We start from the raw sequence: 18,752 nt of genomic DNA on the forward strand, positions 1-18,752 counted from the left end.
GCGTGCGGTCAGTGGATGATGGTGACCGGGGTGCCGAGCGGGAGCATCCGGGCGAGCTTGCGGATGATCGCGTTCTTCACGCGGATGCAGCCGTGGCTGATGTCGGTGCCGATGGCGGCGGGGGCGTTCGTACCGTGGACGCCGACCTGTCCGTCGCCGCCCTCGAACGAGGTGTAGACGGTGGAGAACGCCGACAGCCCGAAGGCGTACGGACCGTAGAAGGGGTCGGTGGAGCGGATGAGATCGGTGAGGTAGTACGTGCCGGTCGGGGTCGGTGAGAGCGACCGGCCGACACCGATGCGCGCGTGGAGGATCGTCACCCGTCCTCGGCGCACGAGGATCCGGTGGCGGCGGAGCTGGACGGCGACGCGGAAGTTCGTCGCCGACGTGCTGACGGCCGACCGCTTGATCCAGCCCCGCGCGCCGTTCGGCCGCACGGGCAGGCGGACGCGGAACCAGCCCTTGTGCGCGTGATCGGTGACGGCGAAGACGAGCGGGAGGCGGCGTCCGTCGAGCACGCGTGCGCGCAGCAGCCTGGTCCGCGGCGCGCCGCGATGCGGCCGGGCGTAGACGGGGATCGTCCTGCCGCGGGCGGTGGCGATGATCGTCGTGTACCGCGTCAGGGTCGGGACGCGGGCCGCGCGCGCGCTGAAGGAGGCGGGCGCCTGCCGCTCGCGCACCGCGGGGAACCGGGGTCCGGCCTGGGTGCTGCCGTGGAAGACCGCAGGCGCGAGGAAGAGCCCGGCGACCGCCGCGGCGAGCACGATGGCCACGCCGCGGGCCACGGCGACAGCGGAGAGTGAGCGGAGCGCCGTCATGCGAAGTGGGCGCGACCGGCGGCCGGGAAAACGAGAACCCGGCCGCCGGCGCTGCCCGCCACCGGTGTTATCCGGTGACGCTCGGGGAGCCGCTGGTGGCGGAGGACGGCGAGGCGCTCGCGAGCGCCGGGATGAAGCCCGTCCCCTTGACCGCCGCCAGGATCTGGTCCATGGTCGCGGAGCTCTGGAACGCTTCCGGAGCGGGCGAGACCTTCAGGACGTTCGCCACCCAGGAGGCGTGGCGGGCCTCGACGGACAGGATCGACGCGGCGGCGGAGAGGATGTCCTTGCTCTTGATCGCGCCCGCCTGGCCGAGGTAGGCCTTCACGCCGGCGTCCTCGAGGGTCATCGACGTCTTCAGGAACGTGCCCTGGTCGGCGGTGGTGCCCTTGAAGTCGAACGACGGTGACTTCACCGCCGCCGATCCGAGCGCCTTCTTCAGCGCGACGACGTGCTGGGCCTCGTGCTCGCCGACGACCTTGGCGAGCTTCTTCGCCTCGCCGGAGAGGGCGCCCTTGTCGTTCGCCGACTTGTAGAACGCGGCCTCCAGGTACTCGAGCGTCAGCGCGTAGTTGAGGATCGCGACATCGCCCTTGGACGCGGCCGAGGCCAGCGCGGGCATGGCGAGGGAGCTCACGGCGGCGGTGCCGCCGACGAGCGCCGCGACCTTGCCCATGAAGGCGGCGCGGGTGTGGCCGTCGACGCGGGACGCGGCTTCGGCGATGGCGCCGTCGCGGTCCAGCTCGGCCAGGGTGGGGAAGAGGTGATCGGTCATGTCGGTGGCCTCTCGCACTAGGACTTGATGAACCCGGTCGCCTTGACGGCGGCCAGGATGGCGGACATGGGCTTGCCGGCGTCGAAGCCACCGGGCGCGGGCAGCGGCGAGGAGCCGGCGCCCTGGATGTCGCGGATCCACGCGGCGTGGCGGGATTCGATCGGGAGGATCGAGCCCGCGGCCATGAGGATCGCCGGCGTCTTGATCTTCGTGACCTGCCCGAGGTAGGCGGCGACGCCGGTGTCCTCGAGCGCCATCGCGGTCGCCGCGAACTTCTTCGGGTCGGCGGTCGTGCCCTTGAAGTCGAACGTCGGCTTCTTGACGGCCTTGCTTCCGAGCGCCTTCTGCAGCGCCGCGACGTGCTGGGCCTCGTGACCGGCGACGGTCTGGGCGAAGGTCGCCAGGGAGCCCGTCAGCGCGCCCTTGGACACGGCCTCCGCGTAGAAGGCGGCCTCCAGGTACTCGAGCGTGAGCGCGTAGTTCAGGATCTTGATGTCGCTGGCCGGGACGCCGCCCTGGCCGATCGACAGCGCGACGGGCAGAGCGCCGATCGCCAGGCCCCCTCCGACGAGCACGCCGGTCCGCCGCAGCGCCTGGCTGCGGGTGTAGCTGTTCTCCGCAAGCTCGGACGCTTCGCGCAGGGCGCCGTCCGTGTCGAGCTCGTCGAGCGTGAGTCCGGTGTCGTCACGTGGGGACATGACGCCTCCTCCCATGGGGTTGGCTGGATGAATCCACAGGCCGTGTCGCGATGCCGGCAGGATCGGATCACCGGCCCGTCGCGTCGGCGTTCGCCCGCGATCCGTCACGATCCTCCCGGTGGCGGCGAGCAGACCGCCCACGTGGCCGCTCGCCGAGCGGACGGAGCGCGAACTCGCAGGAGTCGCAGGCCTCACCGCGCAGCTCCGCCCCCGGCGGAGGCGGCCGCGCTCCTACGGGCTTCTCGCGGCCTTCGCGTAGTTTGCGCGGTTCACGACCCGCCCCGGGGCGTCGATGATACGGACATGTACGCATCCGACCGCGAGGTCTCGATCGACCCCACCGGGGCCGGCATCCCCGGCTGCGCCGTCCTCGAGCACCTCGCCGACGGCGTGATGGTCACCGACGCCGACCTGGAGACGCCGGGCGGGCCCCGAATCGTCTACGTCAACCCGTCGCTCTGCGAGATGACCGGGTACGCGGCGGAGGAGCTCCTCGGGCAGAGCCCGCGGATCCTGCAGGGCCCGGAGACCGATCCGGCGCTCGCCGAGCGGCTTCGCGCGGAGCTGCTCGCGGGCCGCTCGTTCCACGGCCAGGGGATCAACTACCGCAAGGACGGCAGCTCGTTCACGATGGAGTGGACGATCGCCGAGGTGCCCGACGAGCAGGGCACGCCCCGCTGGTTCGTCGCCGTGCAGCGGGACGCGACCCTCCCGGCCCGCCGGCTGCTGGAGGCCCGTCGGCAGGCCCACGTCGACGCGCTCACCGGCCTGCCCAACCGCCGGCATGTCGAGGACGCGCTGCGCGGTGGCGCCTGGCTCTCCGCTCGGGCCCGGTCGGCGATCGTGCTCGACATCGACCACTTCAAGCAGGTGAACGACCGCTACGGGCATCTGGTCGGCGACGCGGTGCTGCAGGAGGTCGGCCGGCGCCTGCAGGAGGCCGTGCGCGAGGACGATCTCATCGCGCGGTGGGGTGGCGAGGAGTTCTGTGTCCTCACGCTCGGTGCGCGGCAGACGCGGGTCCTGGCCGAGCGGCTCCACGCGGCGGTCCGGGCGGGCCCGGTCGCGACGTCCGCGGGCCCGATCGACGTCAGCGTCTCCGTCGGCTGGGCGGCGGCGAGCGAGGACCGCACCACCGCCGAGGAGTTGCTCCAGGCGGCAGACACGGCCATGTACCGGGCCAAGCGCGACGGCCGGGACCGCGTCTGCGGCACCTGATCTGGCGCGCCGGCCGCGGGGGCGTCGCGTCGCGTGTGCCCGTGCCGCGAGCCGTCAGCCGGCGGCGACGAGCGCCCGCTCGTGCAGCGCCACCGCGACCTCGATCCCGGTGCGCCGGCCCGACGCGAGCGCGCCGTTGATGGACGCGGTGTCGCGATGGTCGCCGCACACCCACAGCCCGTCCTGCCGCCGGACCGGGCGCTGCGGTGGGTCGAGCGTCCCGGGCTCCTGCCTCGGCTGGGCGTGCGCGATGCGGTCCACCCGCAGGAGCCGCCAGGCGTCGACCTCATGCCCGAACCAGCCGTGCAGCTGCGCGCGGACCGCGTGCTCGAGGGCGTCGTCGTCGAGGCCGTCGCCGCGGCCGGCGGGCAGGCTCGCGTTGACGAGCGAGCGGCCCGCGGGCGCGTATCCGGGCGCGACGTCGGAGAGGACGGCCACGTTGTTGACCAGCGCGCCGGGGGCGCCGTCCCCCTCGAGCACGAGCAGCGGCCGCCCGCCCGTCGGGGAGACGGGCGCGTCGAACCACAACGCGACGGTGCTCACGCCGCCCGGGTCCGGCAGGCCGGGCAGCAGGCGCGCGGCGGCCGGGCCGTCGGTGGCGACGACGACCGCCGCCGCGTCCAGGCGCACGCCGCCGGTCAGGGTCACGCCGTCCTCCTCGACTCCGAGGACGCGCGCGCCGAGCCGCACGCACCCCGGCGGCAGCCCGGCGGCGAGCTGATCGGGGATCGCCTGCATCCCCGCGGCCGGGACGGCGGTCGGGCCGGCGAGAAACGAGCCGAGGACGAACCGCGCGAAGCGCGCGGAGACCCGCAGGTCCGGGTCGAGCGTGATGCCCGTGAGGAACGGGCGCAGGAAGCCGTCGATCAGACGCTCGGAGATGCCGGCCGCGTGGAGCGCCGCGATCGTGCTCTGCGTGTCGCCGCCACCGTCGTGGTCCAGGCCCGAGCGCACGGCCGCGCGGCCCTGCCACAGCAGCCGCGCCATCGCCACGCCGTCGGCCGGCGTCGCGAGGCCCGCCCGCAGCGCGCCGAGCGCGGCCAGCGGATGCCTCCGCGGATCGGCGACCTCGATCCGGCGCCCGCCGCGCTGCACGAGCGCGCCGGGGTGGAACGGCCGCAGGTCGAGCGCGTCGAGGTCGAGCTGGAGCTTGGCCTCCGGGTAGCCGGCGAGCAGGACCTGGAAGCCGCGATCCAGCAGGAAGCCGTCCTGCCGGTCGGTCCGCACGCGGCCGCCGACGGCGTCCGAGGCCTCGACGACGTGCACCGGCACGCCGCGGCGGTGCAGTTCGCGGGCGCAGGCCAGGCCGGCGAGGCCGGCGCCGACGACGAGGACAGGCGGCTGGGAGGTGAGGCTCACGAGAGGGGATACGGGCGACGCGCCAGGGGCGGTCAACGCGCCCGCCGGGGCGTCGCCGGCTGCGCTCCGCGCGCCGTGCCGCTTCGCCACCGGACTTCCGTGACACTCCCGGGATGTCCACCGCCCGCCTGCACGGCCAAGAGGTCTCGTATCGCTTCGGTGGGGAGGGGCCGGCGATCGTGCTGATCCACGGCATCACCTCGAGCCTGCGCACCTGGGACGGGGTGTTCGAGGCGCTGACCGAGCGGCACACGGTGCTCGCGCCCGACATGCTCGGCCACGGTCGCTCGGGGAAGCCGCGCGGGGACTACTCCCTCGGCGCGTACGCCAGCGGCGTCCGGGATCTCATGGCGCTGCTGGGTGTCGCGTCGGCCACGATGGTCGGCCACTCGCTCGGCGGCGGGATCGCGATGCAGTTCGCCTACCAGTTCCCCACGCGCCTGGACCGCCTCGTGCTCGTCGACAGCGGCGGCCTCGGTGCGGAGGTCAGCCCCGCGCTGCGGGCGGCCGCGCTGCCCGGGGCGGAGTTCGTCGTGCCCCTGATGTTCAACGCGCACACGCGGGCCGCCGGCCGTGCGGTGGGCAGCGTGCTCTCGCGCGTGGGCCTGCGCGCGACCCCGGAGCAGCACGAGGTGCTCGCGGGCCTCGACTCGCTGTCGTCCCCGGACGCGCGCGAGGCGTTCCTGCACACCGTGCGGTCGGTGATCGCGCCGTCGGGCCAGCGCGTGGACGCGCGTGACCGGCTGTACCTGTCGGCGGCGGTGCCGACCCTGCTCGTCTGGGGTGAGCGGGACCGCATCATCCCGCTGCACCACGGCCGGCGCGCCCACGAGCTCATGCCCGAGAGCCGGCTCGAGGTCTTCCCGGGCGCGGGGCACTTCCCGTTCCGCGACGACCCCGGGCGCTTCGTCGACGTGCTCACGCAGTTCGTCGCCGCGACCCAGCCCGCCGCGCTCACCGAGGAGAGCGTCAGCCGGCTCGTCCGCGACGCCGGCGCGGAGGGCTGACGCGCCGCTCAGCGCCGGCCGATCCGGCGCAGGAACGGCTCGACGGTCTTCAGGAAGTCGTTCGTGCGGGCGTCGTCGAAGAGCGGGTCGCAGTGGGAGTACTTCCTCGTGTCGTCGACGATCTTCACGTCCTTCGCGGAGACGTGCGAGCGGCGGGCCAGTGCGCGGGCGGCGCGCACGACGCGCTCGGCCCCGAGGCTCGTGGAGATCGCGTAGATCGGGAGGTGCACGTCGGCGCCGTGGGTCGCGTGCACGCCGAGCAGGCTCTGGGTCGGGTTGGCGACGCCGCCGGCGATCGCGCCCGCGTCCAGCGACAGGCGACGCGGGTGGAACCACGCGGTGCCGTCGCTCCCCCGGATCCCGTTCAGCGCGCGGGCGGCACGGTCGACGGTGGCGTAGCCGTCGTCGACCCAGCCGCGCGGATCGCCGGTGGCCGCGAGATGACCGATGTGCGCCTGCACGAGCGCGAGGTTCGCGGGGCCGGTCCTGCTGTCCAGCGCGTACCCGAAGCCGGCCCGGTTGGTCGCGAGGACCGGCGGCTTCAGGTCGGCCGGGAACAGCGGCCACTGCTGCAGGATCGAGGGCTGGTCGGGCTCCTTCAGCGCGAGCGTCGAGCCCACGGCGGAGAACGCGCCCGCCGACCAGACGATCGTGTTGCCGGCGAGGTCCAGGAACGGGGAGCCGTGGTCGATGTCGGCCAGGGTCTTCTTCGCGGCGGACACGGTCATCGCCCCGCCGCCGCTCCCGCCGTCGATGAGCACGAGGCCGGCGAGGTCCTTCGCGCCGGCGCGTCCCCTGAAGTCCCACGTGGCGTACGCGGTGGTGATCGAGCCGCCGAGCGAGTGGCCGCCGAGGACCACGCGGCGACCGCCCTTGCGGGCCGCGGTGACGACGCGGTGCAGGTCCTCGATCGCGACGTTCAGGCCCCACCGCCGCGCGAACGTCGTCTGCTCGGTCGTGGGCGGGCGGAAGTGATCGGTGATCGACGCGTCGCCGATCCAGCCGAGGTAGTAGTCGAAGAGCGCCTTCCCGGAGACCTGGCCGGCCATCGCCCGGTCGAGCATCGAGTGGTCCTCGAGCAGGTTCTCGCGGCGCTCGACGAGCCAGACCTGCCACCCGGGCAGGGCCTTGACGAGGTCCCTCGCGTCGGGCACGAAGTAGCCGGCGCCGCCCGAGGTCCCGGGGCTGAGGACGAGCACGTTCCGCGCCGTCGACGGCCCCTCCTGCACGACCTGCACCTTGTCGTACTTCGCCGGCGTGCCGGGCGCCCGGAAGCCCGGCAGCGTGACGATCCGCTCCGCGTGCGCGACGGCGGGCGCGGCGCACACCGCCATGGCGGTCAGCAGGGCGACGGGCAGGGAGCGCTTCATGCGGGCACGCTACCGCGGCGCGGGCTCGCGCGCCGGTCGAGCGGGGGCGGACGGCACGCGCGGCCGGAGCTCGGCGAAGGACCGCTCGATGCCCTCCGCGAGCACCGCGAGGTCCGGGGCGGAGAGGCGGTCGGCGTTGAGCCCGAAGACCATCTGCCCGGCGTAGCTGACGACCGCGATGCCGACCGAGTGGCCGGCGAACAGCGGCACGAGCGGGAGGACCTGCGTGAGCGGGGCGCCGAACGCGTAGAGCCGCTGCTGCGGTCCGGGCACGTTCGTGATCGTGAGGTTGAACATCCGCGTGCTGCCGAACATCGACCGGGCGAGCAGCCCTCCGGCGAGGGGCGGCCCCATGTCGGCGAGGTCGATGATCGTCTTGCCGCCGGCGCGCTGGGAGCCGGCCTTCAGGTCCTGCGCACGGTGCACGACGCGGCGGTAGCGGGTGATGGGGTCCGCCTCGCCGACCGGCAGCTCGACGAACAGCGAGGTCAGCTCGTTCCCGAGCGCGTGCTCCTTGTCCTCGCTGCGGATGTTCACCGGCACCTGGGCCCGCAGGTCGGCCGTGGGGGTCTCGCCGCGGGACAGCAGCAGGTGGCGCAGGCCGCCCGCGCAGACCGCGAGCACGACGTCGTTGACGGTGCCGCCGAGGCGCTCCTTGACCGCCTTGACCTCGGCGAGGTCCACCGGCACGGAGGCGAAGTGACGCGTGCCGCTCATCGTCCCGTTGAGGCTCGAGGCGGGGGCCGCGATCACCTCGTCGCGGACGATGAGCTCGACGGCCGCCCGCGCGCGGTTGAGCGACTCGCGCGGGTGCAGCGCCGCGCCGAGGCCGGAGCGCGCCCCGCGCACGACCAGGCCGGGCGTGAGCCAGAAGCTCCCGCCGTGGGGCGGCTCCGCGTCCGCCCCGGTGCGGGTCGGGGGCGCCGTGGCCGGTGTGGATCCGTCGGTTGGCTCCGGCGTCGTCGTCGGCTGCGGAGAGGCGTCCAGCAGCACGTAGCCGATGTCGAGCGAGCCGACGCCGTCCACCAGGCAGTGGTGCGTCTTGGTCGCCATCGCCCAGCGGCCGCCCTCCAGGCCGTCGAGCAGGACCATCTCCCACAGCGGGCGGTGGCGGTCCAGGCGGTGGGACCAGAAGTCCCCGAGCCACGCGTGCAGCTCGGCCTCGCCGCCGGGGGACGGCAGCGTCGCGTGGTGCACGTGGGCGTCGAGGTCGTAGCCCTCGGCCGGCTCCCACGTCAGCCACGTCAGCGGCCCGGTGTGCACGGCGGAGAGCTGCTGGGTGAAGCGCGGCAGGCGTCCCACCCGTGCGCGCACGTGCTCGCGGAACGCGTCCGCGTCCGGGGTCCCGCCGTCCGGCAGCGGGTCGAACACGAGCGCAGCACCGATGTGCATGTGCGCGGTCTCGTCGAACTCCTCGAGCTCGAGGAACATCGTGTCCAGCATGCTGAGCTGCTCGCCCATGGGGTCCTCCCTCTCGGTGGGACGGTCTGGGGCGCACGCTACGACCGCGGCGGCGCGGCGGCATCGGGGACGCCCCCGCTCCCGGCGTCCGTAGTTCCCCGAGGGGCCGTCAGTCGTCGGGGCCGGCGGGCCGGGACGGCGCCGCCGCGGGCACCGCATCGGCGACCACGACCGCCGAGCCCGCGTTCGCGTGGCGCAGGGCGGCGCCGGCGATCGACGTCGGCGGGGCGACGACGACGAGCTCGCTGCCGTACCCGGCGAGCCGGCGCGCGAGCCGGAAGACGAGGTTGACCCCCGCGCTGTCGAAGTAGTCCACGTCGCTGATGTCGAGGATCGCGCGGGCGTCGCGGCCGGTGAAGAGGCGCCGCTCGATGGCCGCGAGCAGCGCGTTCGCGTTCGCGCTGTCGACGTCCCCGCGGACGGTGACGACGGTGCCGTCGGGCGGGTGCCGGAAGTCGAGCGTCGCGCCGGTCATGGTGCGGTGAGGGACCGGCGCAGGACGACCCGGGTCCCGAGCGCTTCGCGGGTGATCTCCACGTCGTCCATCGTCGAGCGCATGATCGCAAGGCCGCGACCACGGTCGGTCTCCAGGCGTGGCGGACGCCACGCGCCGTGGTCGATGACGGTGATCGAGACGGTGTCGCCGTCGAGCTCGGCCCGCAGCTGCACGTCGCCGTCCCCGGACCGATAGGCGTGCTCGACGGCGTTCGCGAGGGCCTCGCCGGCGCCGAGGATGATGTCGTCGACGACGGTCCGATCGCCGCCGTGCTCGCGCAGCCAGGAGCGGAGGCTGCGCCGCACGGGGGACAGGGCCGAGGCGCGGGCGGAAATGCGCAGCTCGAGCATCGCGGTGAGCCGCGGGCGGCGGAAGGCGACGAGGGCGATGTCGTCGGGCGCGCGGGTGCCGTGGACGAGCTCGTCCAGCAGCCGCGAGCAGAGCCGTTCGGGGTCGAGCTCACCGACGGCCGCCTGCCGCAGGCGCTCCAGGCCGGTGTCGATCGTCTCGCCGCGGCGCTCGACGAGGCCGTCGGTGTAGAGGACGGCCGTCTCGCCGCGGGCCAGGTGGACGGTGTGGGCGGCGTAGTGCGGGAAGGGGACGGCGCCGATCGGCGGGCCGCCGCGGACGTCGTGCAGCGCCGCTGTCCCGTCGCCCACGAGCAGGAGCGGCGGGTGCCCGGCGACCGCCAGCGTGAGCGTCCCGTCCTCGGTGTCGAGGACCGCGTAGACGACGGTGGCCAGCCCGGTCGGGTGGGAGTGTTGGACGTACTTGTCGAGCAGCGTCAGCACGGTCGCCGGGTCCGGCTCGGTGAAGGCGTAGGCGCGCAGGACGGCGCGGAGCTGGGCCATCAGCGCGGCGGCCCGGACACCGTGGCCGACGACGTCCCCGATGGCGATGCCGACGCGGCCGGCGCGGAGCTCGACGACGTCGTACCAGTCACCGCCGACCTCGTCGATCGCGGGGACGTAGCGCGCGGCGACGTCGACATCCGGCAGCGTCGGGAGGCGGTCGGGGAGCAGGCCGCGCTGCAGGCTCTCGGCGACGCTCTGCTGGCGCCCGAGCTCGTCGAACAGCCGGGCGCGCTCGATGCCGGGCGCGACCCGCGCGGCCGCGAGCGCGAGCAGCTCGGCGTCGTTCGCGGTGAACTCGCGCGGCGTGAGGCTGCCGACGTGCAGCACGCCGATGAGCTCGCCCTCGACGATGAGCGGCACGCCGAGCAGCGAGCGGATCCCGACCTCCCGGAGGATCGGGTTGACGACGTCCGCCTCGCTGACCTCGGGGACGAAGATGGGCCGGCGCGACGCCGCGATCCGCCCGGCGAAGCCGCGGCCGATCGGGATGCGGACCTTTTGCGCGACCTCCTCCTCGAGGCCCTTCGCGGCCCGCGCGATGAGCTCCGCGGCGCCCGGGAGCTTGAGCAGGATCGCGACCGTGTCGACGTGGAGGATCTCGCGGATCCGCCCGAGCACCGTGTCGAGCAGCTCCTCGAGGCCGACCTCCGACAGCAGCGGGTCGCTCAGCCGGTAGAGGTCGTCGGCGCGCGAAGCGCTCGCGGCGGCGTCGCCCGCGCCAGGCTCGTTGAGCGGGAGCGGCACGAGGCCGACGCCGGTGACGCCGACGTCGGCGGGGATCTGGTTGCTCGGCATGTGCGTTGGTGGTGGTGACGTGCACCGCCGCGCCGACCCGCACGCGACAGCTGAGCCGGTGAGACGCCCGATCGGATCACCCCCGCGCCGGACCGTGGGGATGGGGTCCAGGGTAGCGGCTGGGTGCCATGACGGGGCGGGCTTCGGTCAGCTGGACGCCGTGTTGGCCAAGTGGCCGGCATCGGCGTAGGGTCGCGCCCATGACCCGCGTCGCCGTCGCGGGAGTACCACCGTGATCGCCCTCGGCGCCGCGACCATCGCGATCGCGGCGGGTCAGCAGTACAGGGCCGGCCGCGTCGGCGCCCGGCGCCCCGGGTGCGGGAAGGTGGATACGGGGGTTGTGCGAAGCGGACGGCGCCGAAGGTGGGGCGGGGCTAGAGAAGTTCGCGGGACCATTCGACGGGCTACGCCCGACGGGAGATACTCGTCACGTGGAGACGGAACACGATCGCTTGCTGCGTCTGGCTGCTTTCGATCGCGCACGCGAGTTGTCCCGTCGTTACAACGATCTCGTGCCGTTGGACGCGTTGAAGGAGGGGTTCACGTTTCAAGGCCGGCGCGTGAGCTTCGGGTCCTTCTACAGCGGAATCTTCCGGCCGAAAGAACTCGATGGTCCCGCCGCTCTCTCGCTCGTCACGGCGCCCGCCGTGGCGCGCAAGCCGGCACCTTACGAAGACACGTACGACGAAGCGAACGGGCAGTTCACGTATCGCTTCCGCGACCCTGGGAGTCAAACGACGCGAGCCACGCTTCAGGCCGAGGCTGACAACCGGAAGCTCATCGAGGCGCACCGCCTTGGCGTGCCCGTCATCTACTTCCGCGGGATCGCTCCTGGGCAGTACACACCCGTGGTCCCGGCGTTTGTGACCCGCATCGACACCATGACGCGCACTGCAGCGCTTGAGGTCGGACTCCCGCTCGCCGACACGACCGCCGTAGGGCTCGTCAGCAACGAGGACACTCGACGGTACGCGACGCGCGAAGCTGCGTACCGGCTGCACCAACATCGCTTCCGCCGGGCCGTGTTGCACGCCTACCGGACGCGATGCACCATCTGCTCGCTCAAGGAGGCGTCGCTCCTCCAGGCGGCCCACATCATCGAAGATCGCGATCCGCTCGGTGGCGCAGTCGTGATCAACGGCCTCGCCCTATGCGCGATTCATCACCTCGCCTACGACCGAAACCTGCTGGGCATCGACCCGGACGGTGTCGTGCACATCCACGAACGACTTCTCCACGAGATCGACGGGCCGATGCTGAAGAACGGCCTGCAGCGCTTCCACGGCGCTCACATTCTGGCGCCATCGCACGTCGGTGACCGGCCAGACCCCGACCGTCTCGCTCTTCGGTTCGAAGCGTTCCGGGCCGCGGCATAGCCCGACCCGCTCGGGTCGCTTCAAGACGGAATCTCGCCCATCTGTTAGCTGTCGGCTGGCCCTGAAGCGCTACCCACGCCTCGCGCGGTCGTGAGCGCTTGTGCGACCACCTCCCGGAACGCGTCCGCCGTCCGCAGATGCGCCCGCAGCTCCGCCTCCGTCAGCCCGACGTCGTACGCCCGCTGGTGGCACGCCTCCGAGAGCGCCGACCACGCGTACTCGGCCGCACGGATGACGGGGTCGCGCCCGAGGTAGGACGGCAGCGCGACCCAGCGGTCGGCCGCGCTGGCGAAGAGCATCTGCGAAGACGTCTTCCTCCAGTACGCGTCGAGCGTCGTCTCGATCGCCTGCCGGGTGAGGACGGCGGCGCCGCGCGGCCAGACGGTCGCGGTGTCCGGCTCGGGCTCGTCGAGCAGCGCGAGCGCAGCGCGGAGCAGGTCGGGGACCTTCACGCCGCGGACTCCATGAGCGACCGCACGAGGTCGCTCGTGCGGCGGTGGAGCTGCTCGACGGAGTCGGCGTACTGCCCGTGCGAGCCAGCGTTCAGCGCGCCGACGACGCCGTTCGCGTCGGGGCCGCCCTCGCGGCGCAGCGCCTCGGTGAGGTCGGCCTGGTCGCCGGCCGGCCCGAGCAGCGCGAGCGTCAGCAGGTCCCGCAGCGTGCGGGCGGCCTCGAGCTGCTCGTCCGCCGCCGCGGCGTCCAGCCCGTCGGCGACGACCCGCGCCCGGACGAGCTCCGCGCACGCGGCCTCGACCGCCGTCCGGCACAGCGTCGGGACGACGCGCTGCTGCACCTCGGCCGGCACGGCGTTCGACCGCATGAGCCGCCTGGCGTCGTCGAGGTGGCGGACGAAGGGGCGCTTGGAGACGGTCACGCTCACCTGCGAGCGGCTGCGCCGGTTGACCTGCAGGATCGTCGCGGTGAGCTTCAGCCGGCGGATCGCCTCGGGCAGCCGGTCGTCGTGGGTGAAGACGACGACCTGCCGCGTCGCCGCGGCCTGGCTGAGGATCCGCGCGAGGCCGTCGACCTTCGCCGGGTCCATCGACTGCACGGGGTCGTCGATGATGGCGAAGCGGAAGGGGGACTCGTCGAGCGCGGCGCGGGGGAGGAAGACCGACACGCTCAGCGCGAGCAGCTCGCCCTGGGACATGACGCCGAGCGCGTTCGCGTCCTCGCCGTCGGCGCGCACGTCGAACATCGCCTCCTTGCGGCGGCCGACGCTCCGCAGCGTGATGTCGCGCAGCTCGACGTTCGACTCGTGGCGCAGCAGCTCCCAGTTGGCGACCGCCTGCGCGGCGATCGGCGCGAAGCGCTCGTTGCGCAGCGTGTCGATCTCGGCCTTCAGCCACTTCTCGGCCGCCTTCAGCGCGGTGAGGCGCCCGGCGTCCGCCGCCGCGCTCTCGGCCCCCGCGAGCCACGCGGTCGTCGCCTCAGCGTGCGCGCGCCACACGGCGTCCTGCGCGGCGAGGGACGCCTGGGCTGCGGCGACCGCGGTACGCGCGGCGGCAGCACGGGCGAGCACCGCGTCGAGGGCGCCGGCGTCCGGGTCGAGCGGCTCGCCGTCCACCGCCGCGACGGCGCCGGCGAGCGAGCGCCACGCGGCGGCCGCGCCGTCCCGCGCGCGCTCGGCCGCCGCGAGCTGGGCGGCCTGCGTGCGCAGCTCGTCCACCTGCGTCTGCGCGGCGGCCGCCCACCCGGCGTCGAGCACGTTCGCGGTCCGGCAGACCGGGCAGCCGTCGGTGAGCCGCGCGGGATCGCGGAGCCTCAGCGCACGGTTGAGCAGGTCGGCGGTGGCGAGCGCGCGGGAGGTGTCGGTCGTGGCGAGGCTCGTGACGGCCGCGGCCGCCGCGTCCCGCTCGGTGTGGGCGTCGCGGAGCGCGTCGTCGTCCGGGACCGGCGCGGCGGCGAGGCGGCGCGTCGCGGCGGTCGCGGGGTCGGCGCCCGTTCCGGCCCCGGGCGGGTGCGCGGCGAGGTGCGCGCGGACGTCGTCGAGCTTCGGCTTGCGCGCTGTGAGGAGCGCCGCGAGCGTGGCCTGCCGCTCGTCGCTGTCGTCGAGCCGCGCGACGATCGCGGCGGCCTCGGCCTTGGACTCCTTCGCCCGGCGCTCGATCGCCAGGCGCGTGTCGGCGAGCGACGCGGCGAGCCCGTCGAGCTCATCGAGCCCGAGGATCGGCGACAGCGCCGCGGGCAGGCTCGCGAGCTTGTCGAACATCGTCGCGAGCTCGGCGTAGGCGAGGAACGGGCGGAAGCTCGCGAGCGCGGCGTCCCATCCGTGCGCGCGGAGGACCGCGTCGGCGTCGGTGCGGCCGGACGCGTCCGTGTACTCGGCGCCGCGGCCCCACGCCTGCTCGAGGACGACCGGCGTATCGTCCCCCGCGACGACGAACTCGGCCTGCAGGCGCGTCGGGCCGCCGTGGTGCAGGCACTGCCACGTGTCGGTCCAGCCCCGCGACTTGCCCTCCCACCGCTTCGTCGCGCCGGTCGCGAGCAGCTCGAGCCCTTCGGCGAAGGAGGACTTCCCGCTGCCGTTGCGGCCGACGACGACGGTGAGGCCGGGGCGCGCGTCGAGCTCGAGGGTGGCGGCCGGCCCGATGCCGCGGAAGCCCTCGACGGTGACCGAGCGCAGGTAGACCTGCTCTCGAGTGGTGGCGGCGTCGCCGCTCGCCGCGGCCGCGTCGCTCCCGGCGGGGGCGGCGCCCGGGCCGAGCGCTCGGGTCACCTCGGCCTTGGCCTCGGGGGGCAGGTCGGCGGCGGCGTCGAGCCGGACGCGGAGGAGGGCGTCGAGGGCAGGGTCCATGGGTGAGGTCATCAAGGCTCCAGGAGCGCGGCGGGCCCGCCGCGGCGCGAGTATCGAGGACGCGGCACGGCGCGTCCACGCGGGTTGTCGGGGGTGACGCCGGCGGGGCCGGCGCGGTGGGTGCTCGTCGTCAGCCGCGGGCTCGGCGCGCCGCCGCGACCTCGTCCTCCTGCAGACGGTGCATCACCGACCACACCTCCGCGTAGCGGTGTGCGCGGTCGCGGCCCTGGCGCTCGGCAACGGCGCTCTTGAAGTTGCCGTAGTCGATGGCGGCCGTCTGCTCGGCGACGTAGGTCGCGACGACGGCGGCGGGGACGGACGTGCGCCAGCGGTAGTCGCGGTCGGGACGCTCGGTCGGCGGCGGCGCCGCGGTGACGGCGACGAACGCCTCGATGTCCGCGCGGGCGCGGGCCCGGACGAGGAGGTTGCCGGGGTGCTCGCGGTCGGCGACAACGGAGAGGAAGCCGGTGGGGGTGAAGAGCCACATGGTCTGGTCCTTTGCGGTTCGGGGACGTGGGTCGGTGGCGTCGGGTCGCTCGCGCGTGGCCGGGTCTGACACGCGACGGGCGACGTCTCGGTGCGCTTGGCGGCGCCGCCCCGCCCCGCCGCGGCGCCGCGGGTCTGCGGCAGCGTCCGACCCGACCCGGCCGTCGCGCTCGCGGCCGCCCCTCACCGACGCGGCGACGGGCGGCGGATCCGCGACCCGCGCGGCCCGTCCTCGATGACGGGCGGGAAGCCGCTCAGCTGGATGAGCTCGCCGTCGAGGCACAGCGCGGTGCCGGTCGCTCCCATGCCGTGGCCGAGCGCGACGTCCTCGCCGAGGCCGGCGGCGCGGCGCGTGGTCGCCTCGACCGGGTGCAGGAAGCCGTCGACCCAGTCCTGGACCCACGCCGTGTCGATGTTCTCGCCGACGACCGTCGCGAGCCCGGGGCCGCGCGCGTCGAGGGCGTCGAGCGCGTAGCCCTGCACGAGCGGGCCGTGGAGCGCAGCCCACACGTCCGACCGACTGACGTAGTCGAGGACCGCGACCCCGCCGTGCACGGCGGCGACCGCGCCGACCTGCCCGTCCTGGCGGGCGACGGCGGCGACCATCGCGTCGATCGCGCCGCGGTCGTGGTCGAAGACGTCCGCCATCGCGCCGGTCGGGCTGTGCGCGCCGCGTCGCGCGGACTTCGCGGCGACCTCGTCCCACACGGCGCTCTGGTCGGCGCGGGCCTCGGCCCCGAACGAGACGGCCGTCGTGACCTGGCGGTGCTTCATCGCGCGCAGCGACGGATAGGCCGCCTGGGGCGCGGGGGAGAAGGACTCGTCGTGGCGGGCGCCGTCCCAGCGGCCGGCCTCCACGCAGCTCACGGGCACGGTCATCTCCGCGCCGGCGGGGACGAGGACGCTGCGGTCGAGCGTGCGGTTCTGCTGCGCGCCGCTGACCTCCTCGCCGTCGTAGAGCAGGACCGCGACGCCGAGCGGGTTGTGGACGACGAGGTCGTTCACCGACGCGCCGTCCTTCAGCTCGCGGACGACGAAGCCCTCCGCGGCGGCCTGCGCGAAGGAGCGGTACTCCAGCCGGGGCGCGCCGGCGGCGAAGAGGGGGAAGACCGTGAGCGCGCCGCTGGTCTGCGGGGCGCCGACGCGGATCTCGGCGGTGAGGACGGGTGCGGGCATCTCGGACTCCTTGGATCGGGACGTTGCGGTGGGAGTCGTCGTGCGGGGCGGTGGTCTGACGGCCGGGGGGCAGGGTGAGCGGCGGGAGGCGTAGCCCGCTCGCCCGGGCGTGCGGAAGGCCGGCGACGAGCTCCGCGTCTCGCTCGCGGACAAGCTCCACAACGCACGCGCGATCCTCCTCGACTACCGCACGGACGGCGAAGCGCCCTGGGTCCGCTTCAGCGCGCCTGGCGGCGGCGAGTCCGTCCGCTGGTACTACCGCGCCCTCACCGACGCCTTCATCGCGCGGGCGGACACGCTCGGTCGCGGGGCGGCGCCGTTCCTCGAGGAGCTGGGCGGACGGTGGCGCGGAGCTGGATCGGTTGGCGGGTGAGCGGGCGAACACGTCGGGGTTGAGCGTCGATGGCTGACGGCCGATCCGTCGCTGATGTCCGACGACCGCAACGGCAAGGCCGGCGACGGCGCGCGCGAGGTGCGCGCGCGCCTCGCGGCTGCCCGTCTGCGCAGGCTGCACGCCGAGGGGGCCTCTGCGGACGAGCTCATCGCCGCGCTCGATGATGCGCCGGCTCACGAGCTCGCGTGGGCGCTCGGGGCCGAAGGTGAAGAGGTGGTCGCCGGCATCCTGGACGCAGCTGCGGAACTCCGCGGCTTCGGCGTCCTGCACGATCTCTCGATCCCCGGCAGCCGCGCCAACATCGACCATGTCGTGGTCGGTGCCGCGGGCGTCACTGTCATCGACACGAAGGCATGGTCGGGCGCTGTCCGGGTCAGCCACGGAGGGGTCCGCATAGGGGGCTGGAACAAACGGGAGGACCTCGAGGCCATCGTCGACCAGGTCAAGCTCGTGGCCGACACTCTCCGCGACAGCGGCTTTGAGGTGCCGGTCCGCGGCGCCCTCTGCCTCGCCAATCGCAACGCCGGAGCGCCCGTCGTCGGCCGGGAGACGCGGGGAGTGACCATCGGGACCCCCGAGGCGGTCGTCGCGTCGGTGTCCCGCCCAGGCTCGACGACGCGCGTGGACGCGCTGACGATCATGGGCGTCTTGGAGCAGCGGTTCCGCCCCCGGGCCGTGGTGCCCGTCGGCAGCGTCCTGGTCGTAGTCCCGGCGACCTCGGCACCGCCCTCGCTACCGGCGACCCGGGCGCGGCGCGGCCCCACGCGGAAGCCTGCGACCGTCGCGCGTCAGCGACGCCGGGGGCGGTCGTCGGGGCCGCGACGCCCGGTCAAGGGCGAGTCGCTCGGTGCGCTTCTCCTCAGGCTGGCTCTCGTGGGGGCGTTGTTCTGGGGAGCGCTGACGGCGCTTCACCACGCCGGCGAGCACTCCCGCCTGACGACCACGCAGGTGCTCGCCATGCGTCCCGGGCTGCGCGCCCGCGCGGTCGCGGCGGCCGGCGGCCCTGTGCACGGGCCGTCGATCGCCTGGACACCGGCGCGCGCTCGCCTGCGCTACCGCCGCGGGAGCTGCCACATCCGCATCGACGTCGAGCGGGCTTCTGCGCGCTCGGCGGCGGACGGCGTCCTGACCAGCGGGTCCGGGTGCCGCAGGTCCTGAGTCGTTGATCAATGGCAGTCCGGGCTGTAGATGAGCCGGCGGTTGTAGTACGTCGCGTGCTCGGTCACCCGGACGGTGATGTCGCACTCGACGTCGGTCGCGTATTCGAGCGTCACGGGGCAGTCGACGACGAGCGCGCCAGCGCGGGAGCACTCGTACGACAGGCCGGCCCGCACGCCGATGCAGTCGTCGAGCTGGTTGCAGAGGCGGCGCGCGAAGCCCGCGGCCTGCGTCTTCGCCTCGGGCTTGGACAGGTAGCTGTAGGCGGCGGCGGCGGTGGGAAGCGCGGTGGCGGCGAGGACCACCAGGAGGGTCAGGGGCCACGCGTGTCGGCGGCGACGAAGGACGGGGAAGGACGAGATGAACACTTCGGGTCTCCTTCGACGGATCGTTGACGTTGACGTCGAGGTCGCGGGGCGCACCGCGTTTCTGACCGACCACCCACCTCGCCCCGCCCGCCGCCGTATCCGCGCCCGGTTCGGCCCGGTTGGCGTCGATTCCGCAGACCCCTCCC

At 74.2% G+C, this 18,752-nt stretch carries 18 protein-coding genes; 5 read left to right on the forward strand and 13 right to left on the reverse strand.

What is annotated here, in order from left to right; genetic code table 11:
• Positions 1–8 precede the first annotated feature (8 nt).
• The 3 genes from NBH00_RS03000 to NBH00_RS03010 form a co-directional block, all read right to left on the reverse strand.
• On the reverse strand, positions 9–785 hold the full coding sequence (locus NBH00_RS03000; protein WP_254571871.1) for a L,D-transpeptidase: 777 nt from the start codon (positions 783–785) through the stop codon (positions 9–11).
• Between the two features lie 100 nt (positions 786–885).
• Positions 886–1,593, reverse strand: coding sequence for a ferritin-like domain-containing protein (locus NBH00_RS03005; RefSeq protein WP_254571872.1), 708 nt, complete (start codon positions 1,591–1,593; stop codon positions 886–888).
• Positions 1,594–1,610: 17 nt separating this feature from the next.
• On the reverse strand, positions 1,611–2,291 hold the full coding sequence (locus NBH00_RS03010) for a ferritin-like domain-containing protein (RefSeq protein ID WP_254571873.1): 681 nt from the start codon (positions 2,289–2,291) through the stop codon (positions 1,611–1,613).
• A 303-nt stretch (positions 2,292–2,594) separates the two neighbouring features.
• Between NBH00_RS03010 and NBH00_RS03015 the strand changes: the two genes are divergently transcribed.
• A complete protein-coding gene (locus NBH00_RS03015; protein ID WP_254571874.1) occupies positions 2,595–3,509 on the forward strand; it encodes a diguanylate cyclase in 915 nt (304 codons plus the stop codon).
• Between the two features lie 54 nt (positions 3,510–3,563).
• Here NBH00_RS03015 and NBH00_RS03020 read toward each other — a convergent pair whose 3' ends face one another.
• The gene (locus tag NBH00_RS03020; protein ID WP_254571875.1) at positions 3,564–4,868 is read right to left on the reverse strand and encodes an NAD(P)/FAD-dependent oxidoreductase; all 1,305 of its coding nucleotides are present in this window, start codon (positions 4,866–4,868) and stop codon (positions 3,564–3,566) included.
• Between the two features lie 113 nt (positions 4,869–4,981).
• Here NBH00_RS03020 and NBH00_RS03025 point away from each other — a divergent pair, with 113 nt between their 5' ends.
• Positions 4,982–5,875: an alpha/beta fold hydrolase gene (locus NBH00_RS03025; protein WP_254571876.1), complete on the forward strand. Its 894-nt coding sequence runs from the start codon at positions 4,982–4,984 to the stop codon at positions 5,873–5,875.
• Between the two features lie 8 nt (positions 5,876–5,883).
• Here NBH00_RS03025 and NBH00_RS03030 read toward each other — a convergent pair whose 3' ends face one another.
• From NBH00_RS03030 to NBH00_RS03045, 4 genes are all read right to left on the reverse strand, one after another.
• Positions 5,884–7,245, reverse strand: coding sequence for an alpha/beta fold hydrolase (locus NBH00_RS03030; RefSeq protein ID WP_254571877.1), 1,362 nt, complete (start codon positions 7,243–7,245; stop codon positions 5,884–5,886).
• Positions 7,246–7,254: 9 nt separating this feature from the next.
• Positions 7,255–8,706 carry a WS/DGAT/MGAT family O-acyltransferase gene (locus tag NBH00_RS03035; protein ID WP_254571878.1) on the reverse strand — a complete coding sequence of 484 codons (1,452 nt, stop codon included), beginning with the start codon at positions 8,704–8,706 and terminating at the stop codon, positions 7,255–7,257.
• Positions 8,707–8,815: 109 nt separating this feature from the next.
• Complete coding sequence (locus NBH00_RS03040) at positions 8,816–9,181, reverse strand: STAS domain-containing protein (protein WP_254571879.1); 366 nt, start codon at positions 9,179–9,181, stop codon at positions 8,816–8,818.
• The gene (locus tag NBH00_RS03045; RefSeq protein ID WP_254571880.1) at positions 9,178–10,851 is read right to left on the reverse strand and encodes an ATP-binding SpoIIE family protein phosphatase; all 1,674 of its coding nucleotides are present in this window, start codon (positions 10,849–10,851) and stop codon (positions 9,178–9,180) included. The genes NBH00_RS03040 and NBH00_RS03045 overlap by 4 nt, the downstream gene beginning before the upstream one ends.
• Before the next feature lie 431 nt (positions 10,852–11,282).
• Here NBH00_RS03045 and NBH00_RS03050 point away from each other — a divergent pair, with 431 nt between their 5' ends.
• Positions 11,283–12,227 (forward strand): HNH endonuclease, encoded by a 945-nt coding sequence (locus NBH00_RS03050; protein WP_254571881.1) that lies wholly within the window; start codon positions 11,283–11,285, stop codon positions 12,225–12,227.
• A 44-nt stretch (positions 12,228–12,271) separates the two neighbouring features.
• On the opposite strand, the gene NBH00_RS03055 is transcribed toward NBH00_RS03050, so the two are convergent.
• The 4 genes from NBH00_RS03055 to NBH00_RS03070 all read right to left on the reverse strand — a co-directional run bounded on the left by NBH00_RS03055 (position 12,272) and on the right by NBH00_RS03070 (position 16,686).
• Positions 12,272–12,679, reverse strand: coding sequence for a hypothetical protein (locus NBH00_RS03055; protein ID WP_254571882.1), 408 nt, complete (start codon positions 12,677–12,679; stop codon positions 12,272–12,274).
• Positions 12,676–15,024, reverse strand: a complete 2,349-nt coding sequence (locus NBH00_RS03060) for an AAA family ATPase (RefSeq protein WP_254571883.1) — start codon at positions 15,022–15,024, stop codon at positions 12,676–12,678. The genes NBH00_RS03055 and NBH00_RS03060 overlap by 4 nt, the downstream gene beginning before the upstream one ends.
• Positions 15,025–15,154: 130 nt before the next feature.
• Positions 15,155–15,511, reverse strand: a complete 357-nt coding sequence (locus NBH00_RS03065) for a hypothetical protein (protein WP_254571884.1) — start codon at positions 15,509–15,511, stop codon at positions 15,155–15,157.
• A gap of 182 nt (positions 15,512–15,693) precedes the next feature.
• Positions 15,694–16,686: an ARPP-1 family domain-containing protein gene (locus NBH00_RS03070; protein ID WP_254571885.1), complete on the reverse strand. Its 993-nt coding sequence runs from the start codon at positions 16,684–16,686 to the stop codon at positions 15,694–15,696.
• Positions 16,687–16,795: 109 nt separating this feature from the next.
• Here NBH00_RS03070 and NBH00_RS03075 point away from each other — a divergent pair, with 109 nt between their 5' ends.
• Together NBH00_RS03075 and NBH00_RS03080 are read left to right on the forward strand one after the other, a co-directional pair.
• The gene (locus NBH00_RS03075) at positions 16,796–17,059 is read left to right on the forward strand and encodes a hypothetical protein (RefSeq protein WP_254571886.1); all 264 of its coding nucleotides are present in this window, start codon (positions 16,796–16,798) and stop codon (positions 17,057–17,059) included.
• Between the two features lie 54 nt (positions 17,060–17,113).
• Positions 17,114–18,238, forward strand: a complete 1,125-nt coding sequence (locus NBH00_RS03080) for a nuclease-related domain-containing protein (RefSeq protein ID WP_254571887.1) — start codon at positions 17,114–17,116, stop codon at positions 18,236–18,238.
• 8 nt (positions 18,239–18,246) lie between these two features.
• Here NBH00_RS03080 and NBH00_RS03085 read toward each other — a convergent pair whose 3' ends face one another.
• Positions 18,247–18,543 (reverse strand): hypothetical protein, encoded by a 297-nt coding sequence (locus tag NBH00_RS03085; protein WP_254571888.1) that lies wholly within the window; start codon positions 18,541–18,543, stop codon positions 18,247–18,249.
• Positions 18,544–18,752: the final 209 nt, after the last annotated feature.

Origin of the sequence: Paraconexibacter antarcticus, from assembly GCF_024220175.1 — a bacterium.
Lineage (GTDB): Bacteria > Actinomycetota > Thermoleophilia > Solirubrobacterales > Solirubrobacteraceae > Paraconexibacter > Paraconexibacter antarcticus.